The 11,428-nt window shown below is 44.3% G+C and carries 10 protein-coding genes (1 of these 10 running past the window's edge); 6 read left to right on the forward strand and 4 right to left on the reverse strand.

What is annotated here, in order from left to right; translation table 11 throughout:
- Positions 1-4: 4 nt before the first annotated feature.
- The 6 genes from QC759_RS08885 to QC759_RS08910 all read left to right on the forward strand — a co-directional run bounded on the left by QC759_RS08885 (position 5) and on the right by QC759_RS08910 (position 8,056).
- The gene (locus tag QC759_RS08885) at positions 5-1,309 is read left to right on the forward strand and encodes a prephenate dehydrogenase (protein WP_048071881.1); all 1,305 of its coding nucleotides are present in this window, start codon (positions 5-7) and stop codon (positions 1,307-1,309) included.
- A 131-nt stretch (positions 1,310-1,440) separates the two neighbouring features.
- On the forward strand, positions 1,441-2,544 hold the full coding sequence (locus tag QC759_RS08890; RefSeq protein ID WP_048071880.1) for a ligand-gated ion channel: 1,104 nt from the start codon (positions 1,441-1,443) through the stop codon (positions 2,542-2,544).
- A gap of 207 nt (positions 2,545-2,751) precedes the next feature.
- Positions 2,752-4,947: a CDC48 family AAA ATPase gene (locus tag QC759_RS08895; protein WP_144405505.1), complete on the forward strand. Its 2,196-nt coding sequence runs from the start codon at positions 2,752-2,754 to the stop codon at positions 4,945-4,947.
- Between the two features lie 302 nt (positions 4,948-5,249).
- On the forward strand, positions 5,250-6,503 hold the full coding sequence (gene ahcY, locus QC759_RS08900; RefSeq protein ID WP_048071878.1) for an adenosylhomocysteinase: 1,254 nt from the start codon (positions 5,250-5,252) through the stop codon (positions 6,501-6,503).
- Positions 6,504-6,597: 94 nt separating this feature from the next.
- Positions 6,598-7,401, forward strand: coding sequence for a DUF2119 domain-containing protein (locus tag QC759_RS08905; protein WP_048071877.1), 804 nt, complete (start codon positions 6,598-6,600; stop codon positions 7,399-7,401).
- A 46-nt stretch (positions 7,402-7,447) separates the two neighbouring features.
- On the forward strand, positions 7,448-8,056 hold the full coding sequence (locus QC759_RS08910; protein ID WP_048071876.1) for a DUF2119 domain-containing protein: 609 nt from the start codon (positions 7,448-7,450) through the stop codon (positions 8,054-8,056).
- Positions 8,057-8,186: 130 nt separating this feature from the next.
- Here the strand turns inward: QC759_RS08910 and fen are convergent, their stop codons facing one another.
- The 4 genes from fen to QC759_RS08930 all read right to left on the reverse strand — a co-directional run.
- The gene (gene fen, locus QC759_RS08915; RefSeq protein WP_048071875.1) at positions 8,187-9,173 is read right to left on the reverse strand and encodes a flap endonuclease-1; all 987 of its coding nucleotides are present in this window, start codon (positions 9,171-9,173) and stop codon (positions 8,187-8,189) included.
- A 167-nt stretch (positions 9,174-9,340) separates the two neighbouring features.
- Positions 9,341-9,874: a chorismate lyase gene (locus QC759_RS08920; RefSeq protein WP_048071874.1), complete on the reverse strand. Its 534-nt coding sequence runs from the start codon at positions 9,872-9,874 to the stop codon at positions 9,341-9,343.
- A gap of 2 nt (positions 9,875-9,876) precedes the next feature.
- Positions 9,877-11,121, reverse strand: a complete 1,245-nt coding sequence (hacA, locus tag QC759_RS08925; RefSeq protein ID WP_048071873.1) for a homoaconitase large subunit — start codon at positions 11,119-11,121, stop codon at positions 9,877-9,879.
- A gap of 78 nt (positions 11,122-11,199) precedes the next feature.
- Positions 11,200-11,428 carry the 3' end of a homocitrate synthase family protein gene (locus QC759_RS08930; RefSeq protein ID WP_048071872.1) on the reverse strand. Its footprint extends 947 nt past the window's final position, so 229 of the gene's 1,176 nt are visible here — the last part of the coding sequence; its start codon lies beyond the right edge, outside the window; its stop codon occupies positions 11,200-11,202.

Here is an 11,428-nt window from a genome sequence, read left to right on the forward strand (position 1 = left end):
CCCTATGCAAGTAGCGGTTATTGGCGGAACCCGTGGACTGGGAAACTGGATTGCTAACTTTCTTAAAAACAAAGGATGCCAGGTTACCATCACTGGCAGAAACACTCTTCTGGGAGAAGCCATAGCCACTAAAATGGGAGTATACTACACCTCCAGCAATACCCAAGCAGCATCCAGCGCACAGGTGGTTATAGTGGCTGTCCCCATTGAATTCACACCCCAAACCATAAAAGAAGTAGCCCCTTATCTCCAGGAGGGGGCGTTGTTGGTGGATGTGACCTCAGTTAAGGAATTACCCGCCCAGATCATGCAGGAAACAGTTCCGGCCGGAGTGGAAGTACTTCCCACCCACCCTATGTTTGGCCCCCGGATAAGGTCACTGGAGGGACAGGTCATAGTCCTCACCCCTCAAAACAGGGGGAACTGGTATCCTCGAGTGGTGGAATTTTTAAAATCAGAACAAGCACGTATCCTGGAAACCACCCCTGAATTTCACGACCGGATGATGAGTATTGTACAGGGTTTAACTCATTTTGCCTACATTGCCATAGCCAGCACCATTGAAAAGATGGAAGTGGATATTAAAGAGTCACGTAAGTTTTCCAGCCCAGTTTACAGTCTCATGTTGGATATGATAGCCCGGATCGTGGCTCAAAACCCCTACCTTTACTATTCAATCCAAACTCAGAATCGATACATTCCGGAAGTTCATGAGACCTTTCTGGAAACATTCACTCATCTTAAATCAATGATCGATGAGGAGAATCAGGAGGGTTTTGTAAAAGCAATGAGTTCAGCAGCCAAGCATCTGGATGATCTGGAAGCAGCCCTCGGAAGATCGGATAAGGCAATATCTGCCCTCAATGCTGAGGTAACTCACTTAAAAGAATCCATGGGGCAAGAAGTGGGTCTGAGGCATATGTACTCCCAGAAAATACACATTGGGATCCTGGAAGAATTAAACCCGGATTTTGTAAGGTTGAAGGAGAACAATAAAATTACCCGTCTTAAACTTTCTAATGTGGAGGTTTTAAGTGCAGAGGAAATTAGGCAGTGGAAAATAGATAACATTCCTTTAAAAACCTTTGATGTTTCGGTTACATTTCCAGAAAACTCTAAACCGGACTTGATTGCCCAAAATATTGAAAAAATTGAGGGTGTGGTTCAAGCTAAGGTTATAGATGTTTATCAGGGTCAACAGATACCTGAAGGATGGATAAGCATTACCCTCACCTATCAGGTTGTTGATTCTGGACTTAGAACGGAAGTGGAAAGTATATTAACCACATTCGGTGGTAAAATCAGGTAAATTGGGGCAAGGGCTGAAGTTTTAAGTTCATAGACTCTTTTGGAAATAAATCTTTTTTTAGTTAATAAAATTTGCCGATAAAAAAATATTATAACCATTAATTCTATATTAGAAGTACTGAGTGTGCGTGGGTGATTACTATTAAGGATAACCGCAAACCTTCTAATCTTAAAGACTCCTTAAAGGATATTGGTCTGGTACGTGGATGGATTATAATATTGATTGTTATTTTGGCTACGGTGGGGGGAACACTGATCTGGGTTACCTATCAGAACACAGCACAGGACTTTGTGAATATTGGAGAAGCCATCAATCCGGATGTGGTGGAAAGTGGATTAACTGCTGAGGATTATCAGGATCCAGCAGCAGCGGAAAAGGTTACAGTGGGCCTTTATGTGAATCGAATTAAATCCCTTAATATAAAGGACAATCTGTGGACAGTTGATTTTTATATATGGTTTAAATGGAAGGGAGATTTAAATCCGGGTGATAGTTTCCAGGTGATTGATGGGACGGTATCCGACAAAGATATTCAACTCATCAAGAATGGAACTGTGGGTGATGAAAATTATGCCTTATACAAGGTTGCCGCTACCATCACCAAAAAATTCGACATGAACCGCTTCCCAGTAGACGATCAGTTTTTAACCATTGTTATCCAGGACACGGCTGATCAAAGGGACAAGTTGATCTTTGTACCTGATAAAGAAGGGTCTTCCGTAGGTGACAATGTTAATGTTCCCGGTTATGGGGTTAATTCATTTAACATGACTGAAAAGCCATTCAGTTATAACTCAACCATGGGAGATCCCACGGTTTCCAGTGGAGTGTTCTCCCAGTTAAGAACTGGTATACTGTTATCCCGGGAAGACAACACTGTCTTATTTGTATCACTCATTGGTATGTTCATCGCTGTATTGGCGGCCTTATCCTCCCTTTTTATCATGTCATTCCAGGGGCGTTTTTCCATGGAGGGAGCTTCCATGTTCGTGCTAATAACCAACATGGTTTTAATTACCAATATGGTCCCCACGGGAGTTATAACCGTGGGACATTACGTGGCTTCTCTGGCCTTTTTCGTAGTGGCCATGTGTTTAGTGGAGTCCGCTATATCCATACACTATCATAATCAGGGAGAAAAAGACCTGGCTCGAAGATTGGACATGGTTACCGTACCTATATTAGCAGTAGGCTTTATAGTGATAGTCACCGCCATGATACTGGCAGCATGGTAATGGATATCTGATCTTATAAGAGGATATTCTTTTTTTCTTCCTTTTTCCTTCCATTCATAAGTTCCGATCCACCGCAACCTTTATATAGTAGAACCCACAATGTTAAAGTAACATAAGTTAACTAAATACAAATAGAATTTATATTGAATTATAAAGATTTTTTTTACTTTCATTATAAATATAAAAGAATTTATAGGGGGATTTATCATTAAAAACGAAGAAATGAAATTGAAAGTAGCAGAAGCCTTTTCACAGGCAGACGTTGGTAGATCAATTGCTCGTATAGACCCGGCATGCATGGGAAAGCTCGATCTTCTCGACGGAGACATGATTGAAATTGAAGGTCGAAAGCTCACTGCCACCACTGTGGCCTCCTCCCAATCTGACATTGGGTTGGGCATTATAAGGATCGATGGGTACATCCGAAAAAATGCCGGAACATCCCTGGGAGAAGAAGTCACGGTACGAAAGGCAGAAGTTAAAGAAGCACAGAAAGTGGTGCTGGCCCCGGTGGATCAAAAAGTCATGATCCGGGGCGATGTAAGAGGAGCCTTCCGTGGCCGAGTGCTATCTAAAGGAGACATCATTGTAACGGGAATCCGACAACAACAGAGCACCATGCGGGGAAGCCTGTTTGATGAGTTCTTCCGTGATACCATGTCTGATGTCAGCCCCATGGGAGAACTGAAACTGGCAGTGGTAACCACCAAACCAGCCGGAACCGTTAAGATCACAGAAATGACTGATGTTGAAGTTCAAACCGAACCAGTGGACGTGTCCAAACTGGAAGGAGTGAAAACCCTGGTAGATGTCACCTACGAAGACATAGGTGGCCTTAAGGAAGAAGTGAAGAAAGTCAGGGAAATGATTGAAATACCCCTGAAACGACCGGAACTCTTCGAAAGACTGGGAATATCACCACCCAAAGGAGTTTTAATGCATGGACCGCCAGGTACGGGTAAAACCCTGCTGGCCAAGGCCGTGGCTAACGAAAGTGACGCCCACTTCATTGCCATACAGGGTCCGGAGATCATGAGCAAATACGTGGGTGGATCCGAAGAAAAATTACGGGAATTCTTCGAAGAAGCAGAAGAAAACGCCCCATCCATTGTATTCATAGATGAAATAGATGCCATAGCTCCCAAAAGGGAAGAAGTCTCCGGAGAAACAGAACGACGTGTGGTTGCCCAGCTACTAACTTTAATGGATGGACTTAAAAGTAGAGGCCAAGTGGTGGTAATAGGTGCCACTAACCGACCGGATGCTCTGGATCCTGCCCTGCGCCGTGGTGGAAGATTTGACCGGGAAATAGAAATAGGAGTACCAGACAAGGACGGACGCCAGGAAGTCCTTCAGATACACACCCGGGGAATGCCCCTGGATGACAAGGTGGATCTTGATGAAATAGCCGACACTACCCATGGTTTCGTGGGAGCAGACCTGGAAATGCTCTGTAAAGAAGCAGCAATGAGGGTTCTACGTAGAGTACTGCCGGATATCAAAGCCGATGAGGAAATACCCCCAGAAACCCTTAAAAAGATGATCATCAAGAAATCAGACTTCAAAGAAGCTTTAAAAGAAATCCAGCCATCTGCGCTCCGCGAAGTCCTGGTACAGGTGCCGGATATTAAATGGGAGGATATTGGTGGCCTGGAAAACGCCAAACAGGAACTAAGGGAAGCAGTGGAATGGCCTTTAAAGTATCCGGAAAGTTTCGACAAATTCGGAGTCACACCACCCAAAGGTGTACTGATATACGGACCACCAGGTACTGGTAAAACCTTACTGGCCAAGGCTGTGGCCAACGAAAGTCAGGCCAACTTCATAGCAGTCAAAGGACCAGAATTACTCTCCAAATGGGTGGGAGAATCAGAAAAAGGTGTAAGGGAAGTATTCCGCAAGGCCAGGCAAACTGCACCCACCGTCATATTCTTCGACGAAATAGACAGCATAGCCTCAGCCCGGTCTGGCTCCAGCACTGACAGTGGAGTCACCCAAAGGGTGGTAAACCAGTTACTCACAGAAATCGATGGATTAGAAGAGTTACAGGACGTGGCAGTCATTGCCGCCACCAACCGGGTGGACATCATGGACCCGGCACTACTTCGGCCAGGCCGATTTGACCGGCACGTAAAGGTGGATGACCCTGATGAGAAGGCCCGACTGGAAATATTCAAAGTACACACCAAGGACATGCCCCTGGCTGATGATGTGGACCTGGATTACCTGGCTAAAAACACTGCAAAATACGTCGGTGCAGATATTGAAGCAGTCTGCAGGGAAGCAGTCATGTTAACCCTCAGGGAAGACCTTAAGGCCGAAAAAGTCAATATGGAAGCCTTCAAAAAGGCCATGAAAAAGGTCAAAACCGAGGAAAAGGTGGACATGGTGCAGTACCACTAAGGAGATAGCGGAGTCCTAAAAGAGAAGATCTTCATCCACCGGATCTTCTCTATTTTTTTTTATTTACCCTGTATTTAACTCAAATATCCTTATTTTCATATTTATTCTTTGTTCAGTCCGGAATTCTTTTTAATTTTAATTAATATCATTATTGGCATTGTTTAGAATTCGTTTTGTTCTTTATTTATAGATGAAATTATCATTTAACCGGGAGACTTATTATATAAGAATGGAGAATTAACATCTATAATTGGTAATATATTTTATGAATTATTCATTGAATATGATTTAACGGTGATACAATGCCTTATAAAGTAAAAAGTATGGATTTAGCCCCTCAGGGTAGAAAGAAGATTGAATGGGTCCAGAGACACATGCCAGTACTGGAAACCATTAAAAAACGTTTCGAAGAAGAAAAACCCTTTGAGGGAATCACCATAGGTTCTTGCCTGCACCTGGAACCCAAAACCATCAACCTGGGTTTAACACTCCAGGCCGGAGGGGCAGAAGTGGCAATGACCGGATGCAACCCGCTCTCAACCCAGGATGATGCCACGGCCGCTGGTGCCAGTCTGGGTCTTAACATGTATGGCTGGAGGGAACAGACCAATGAGGAGTACTACCAGACCATCAACATGGTACTGGATCATGAGCCCGACATCATCATTGATGACGGAGCAGACATGATATTCATGATCCACAAAAAAAGAAGGGATGTTCTGGACAAGATCAAGGGAGCCTGTGAAGAAACCACCACTGGAATTCACCGGTTAAAGTCCATGCACGCCGATGGTGCCCTGGAATTTCCGGTGATAGCAGTAAACGACGCCTACACCAAGTACCTCTTTGACAACCGCTACGGAACCGGACAATCAACCTTTGACTCCATAATGGGATCCACCAACATCCTCATAGCCGGAAAAAACGTGGTGGTATGTGGATACGGATGGTGCGGTCGAGGAATAGCCATGCGCGCCCAGGGACTGGGGGCCAATGTAATTGTAACTGAAGTTGATCCTATAAGGGCATTGGAAGCGCGAATGGACGGTTACCGGGTCATGACAGTACACGAAGCAGTTAAACACGCTGACATCCTGGTTACGGCCACAGGAAACGTGGATATTGTCTCTGGTGATGACTTTAAGGTAATGAAGAATGGCTGTATAATGGCCAACTCCGGCCACTTCAACGTGGAGATAAACCGTGAAGACCTGGACCAGATGGCAATAGCGCAGAAAAAGATGAAACCCGACATCGATGAATTTGTCATGGATGATGGTCGCAGATTATATCTCCTGGCCGATGGAAGGCTGGTTAACCTGGCTGGTGAAAGAGGACAGGGTCACCCTGCTGAGATCATGGACCTGAGCTTCGCCATGCAGGCCTTATCTGCTGAACAGCTGGTAAACACCCCTATGGAAATTGGAGTTCACAAAACTCCAGATGAAGCAGACATGAGGGTGGCCAGACTTAAATTAAAAGCAATGGGCATCGAAATCGATGATTTAACCGAAAAACAGGTTGAATATCTGGAAGGATGGGAACACGGAACCTAACCGGTTTTCACCTATTTTTTGTATAATTCTTTTTTTAAATAAATGACGAAATTGAATCACAACTTAAAAAAATAACCAGGGGCAAGGGAACGTAATGGAAACGACCTATTCGTGGGAAACTGGTGGTAAAGGCGGAACTTCCCGCCTGTTGGTGGGTGGAATACATGGCCAAGAGGGTTCGAGCACTATTAAAGTCATTGAGGTTGCTAAAGATATTAGTGTCCCGGAAGGACGCTGGGCACTCTACAATTTCCCTCCCAGTCCCTACCTGAGCACCCTGGATCCCCTTTATTATCTTTCTCTTGCAGGTAGCAAGCTGGTAAGCATCATTCAGGAGAATAAACCAGATATATTCCTAGAACTGCACTGTTACCATCCAGATAGTTATTTTAAACTCACCAAAGGAGACAGAAAGGATTTTTTCGGAGTTCCTGGCCTGGTGGAACTTGAAAATGGAGTGTTGATGGGTTCTGTTTCTCCCCTGATTCGTTCAGTATTTTTTGCTCTTAATGATTTCCCATTTGTCCTGGAAATCCCCTGCAACCCATCGAAAGAAGCATTAAAAAGCTGTCAGAGGATCATGGAGATAATTGCCAGCTCCAGCAACCGCAGAGAGATCCTGCAAAAACTGGGTCAAATTTACCCCAGGCAGGTCCAGCAACTGGATGATTATTTTAAAGAGTATACTGAGAATTTCCATCCCGCTTTCGTGGAAATTAAAAAGAGAGCCATGGAAACTGATTTAAAGAGTTATCAGGACCTGGATAAATTAATAACTGAAGTGGTAAAGCAGGAGGATTATGATTTAAATCTCCGACAGATAAAACAGTTGGAAGGTGCATTTCTGATTTTTAAGGAATATAGTTCATTCTGGTGTTGTAAAACAGCCCAAATTTAAATTAATCACCGTTATATAGGGGATTAACTCAATCGAGTGATGCTAAATGACCTATTTTAAAATCATCGACAAAGAGGAAGGAATCAACCGGCTTTTCATTGGAGGAGTGCACGGCAAGGAAGGTTTAAGTACCCTAAATGCCCTTCAAAAGATCCAGGACAGTGACGTGGATGAAGGTAAACTGGTGATCCACAACTGTGATACCAGTCCCTACCGGAGCACCCTCGATCCCCGGTACTATGAATCCAAGGTAGGTAAGGAAGTCCTGTACCTGATTAACCACTACAACCCCCAGATATACGTGGAAGCACATTGTTATAGGAAAGAAAACTACCATAAACTGACTTCTCCGGAAAGATGGAATGAACAAGGAGTTCCACCCCTTATAGATCTGGGTGAAGGTGTACTGATAGGTTCGGCCTCTCCCAACATCAGAACGACTCTTTTTACCAGAAACGATGTTTGTATCACCCTGGAAATGCCATGTAATCCTTCAAAAGATTCTTTAAATGTTTACCTGGATGTTTTAAGGATCATGGCTGGCTCCAGTAGCCGGGATGAGGTGGAAAAAAAGATGAGAAAGAATTACCCTTCCCAGGTGGAAAGGGCCAGCAGGTATGCTCAGGAGTTTTTCGGGAATTATCCTCCCTTTTAGAGGGTCTACTTTACTGTAAGGGATTTAATCTGTCCTTTTTTGCAGGGGATCTGATCCTTTGACCCTCAAAAATAAATAATAATCCTTAACTCTTAAAATAATAATCCCCAACCCTTAAAAATAAAATTATCTAGAACCACTGTTCCAGGCTGCTCTGGGTGGTTTCCAGTTTTTTCAGTTTGTCCACGGCAGTCAATACCCTGTCTTCGGAAAAATCATGTTCTCGGCATAAGAACTCCACAATTTCTTCTGGATTGGCCTTCTGCCATTTCAACTGGTAGTGGGATTCAACTTCATGGTTGAGGAACATATCCCGTAAAATATCCGGATCAACATCCAGCTCCACATCCAAGTGTTCCAGGGCATGATATATGTCGCCGTGTTTTTTAATGAGTTTCAAACCCTTCTTTGCCCCAATACCTTTGATTCCCTGGTTGAAATCTGTACCTACCATTATGGCCAGATCCACCAGTTGCTGGCGGGTTACATCCAGATTTTTCAGGATCTTATTCAGCTGGATGAGTTCTGGAGAGGCCTGGCCCCCACTGATGGTCAGGTTCTTAACCATGCGGGAAGCTCCGAATAAAATACAATCGTAATCCTGGGAGGCCACACACCAAGCATCACCACGTTCCACCATATAAGAGGCCTGGGCTTCTCCTTCCCCTTTAGCCTGGATATAAGGGATTCCCATGAGTTTAAGAAGCTTTTTGGACCCTTCCACGATTTCGGGAGACATGCGTGAAGATCTCACCGCAAATTTTCGGGCATCATCCAAACGCCCTTCTTCCAGAGCTTCTTTCCATCTGCGTTCTGATTCCTCTTTGATCTCTTTCCTTTTCTGTTGAGTCTCCTTTTTAAGAGCACTGGACCGCCCGTCAAAAACATAAACCGGTTTCATTCCCTTTTCTACCAGGGAAGATGTACGATACAGTATTCCACTAAAATGCGAGGTCACTCGCCCGTTCTGGTCTTTGAGAGGGGTGCCGTCTAGCTGGCGAATACTGGAAAGAAACTGGTAAATAACATTCGCTGCGTCCAGAGCCACCACTTTACCATTAAGATCCTCAAACCTGATTTCTTCGGAAGATACAATATCCTTGAACTTCACTCCCATAGTATGCGCTCTCCAATAAGGTCTAAAATTATAATTGGGAAATAAACAACAGTAGGAATTTATTTAATATTATTTTTTAATGAAGAATATTTAAATCCACATGGTATTTTAATGGTTCTCCTTGATTATTCGGGGGATGTTTATTTGGGGATTAATAAAAAGGGAATTTAATCTTCAAACAGGGTATGGGGGAAGGTTTCCATTAACCACACCAGTATCTGGTTTTTGTGGATTATGTTGTAGGTCCTCCTTAACATCCGGGTGTTGGTGTGGAAGATATCCACCATTTCTGGCTCTGGTTCTTCCAGTGAAACTGATTTTATCTCCCTGCGGGATTCAATGTCGTGTTTACGGAGGATGCGACCAATTGGAATATCCGCCCGGATTAAATCCTCTTTAAAATCATTATCTAATCTTTCCAGGGGTATCATGGAAATGGCATATATCAGGGGTTCCTGGCCCTCAATAACCACCACCCGGTAGTTGATGGTGTCCCCCACCTCAATATCCAGGAGAGAGGCAGCTTCCTCATCTGCTTCCCGGAATTCCTGAACCAGTGTCCTTATACTAACATGTCCCTTGAGCACGTCCAGAATGGTGGTTACTGATCCATCCGTGGCCAGAAGTATCTTCTGTGCACTAGAAAGATTTCCTAACTCGTCTTCAATCTGTTTTATTCCTTCAAATATTTTAGGGTCCATTTTTATTCACCGGGGTTTCTTATTTCACCGTGAATAGCAGAGTAAGCCACCACTGCCGGGTTAGCCAGGTACACCTCAGATAGGGGATCTCCCATACGTCCCACGAAGTTACGGTTAGTAGTGGAGATGCACACCTCTCCGGCAGTTAAAACACCCATATGGGCTCCTAAACAGGGCCCACATCCGGGGTTAATGATAATGGCTCCAGCATCCAGGAATGTTTCAATGATCCCTTCAGCTATTGCTGCCTGATAGATTCGGCGAGAAGCCGGTGACACGATGAGTCTAACATCTGGATGAACTTTTTTATTTTCCAGTACCTGAGCAGCCATGCGCAGGTCTTCCAGCCGACCATTGGTACAGGAACCAATGAAGGCCTGGTCAATTGATTCTCCAGAAACATGGGAAACAGGGTGGACATTATCCACATTATGGGGACAGGCGACCTGAGGTTCAAGGTCATCCACCGGGAAGTGCAGTGATTTTTCGTAGACAGAATCAGGATCCGAAGTGAATATCTGGAAATTTTCCACATTTCGCTCCTTTAAATACTTTAAAACAGACTGGTTGGGTTCCATTATCCCATTTTTCGCCCCGGATTCCACCGCCATATTACACATGGTCATTCTGCCCGCCACATCCATATCCTGAACTGTACTGCCACAGAATTCCAGGGTCTTGTAGGTGGCACCGTAGGAACCTATACTCCCTATTATATGGAGAATCAGGTCTTTGGCAGTAACATGTTCCCCTAAAATTCCATCAACTTCAATCTGGAATGCTCCGGGAACCATGAACCAGGTTTTACCGGTTGCGTAGACCACAGCCACATCAGTGGCACCCATACCCGTGGCAAAGGCTCCAAAGGCTCCGTAAGTACAAGTGTGAGAATCAGCACCCACCACTACCATACCTGGCTTGATGAAACCCTCTTCCGGGAGTACCTGGTGGCATATTCCTTCTCCATGAGTGTACAGATTTTTAATTCCCTGTGTCCTGGCGAAATCCCTGGTCACTCTCTGGAATTCAGCAGAACCCATAGTATTAGCCGGTAGGTTGTGGTCGTAGACCATGACGATTTTATCTGGATCCCAGACCTGGTCGGCAATCTTGTTGAAGGTGTTAATGGTAGGCGGGGAGGTTCCATCGTGGCTCATGGCCAGATCAACCTCTACTTCAATGATCTCTCCGGGTTGAACTTCTTTTGCTCCAGAAGCTCTGGCAAGTATTTTTTCAGTGATATTCATAACTAAAACACCGTTAATCTGGGTAAAAATATTTAATTCATTCCTCTTTAATTTAAGAGTTATCGCAGCTTCCGTGATTTAGAACTCAAATGGCCCTCGGACTGAGCGTACAATTTCATTGAAAACTTTATCATTGATGTATTTCCCTTCTTCCCTTTTTTCCTTTACCTTTCCCACGATCTTGCACAGTTCATCTTTACTAACCGCGATCCCGCATTCATCCAGTTTGGCTTTTACTGCCCGACATCCTGAATGTTTACCCAGCACGATCTGTCTCTGATGACCAATTAGTTCCGGTAGGAATGGT

The organism is Methanobacterium formicicum, from assembly GCF_029848115.1.
GTDB lineage: Archaea > Methanobacteriota > Methanobacteria > Methanobacteriales > Methanobacteriaceae > Methanobacterium > Methanobacterium formicicum.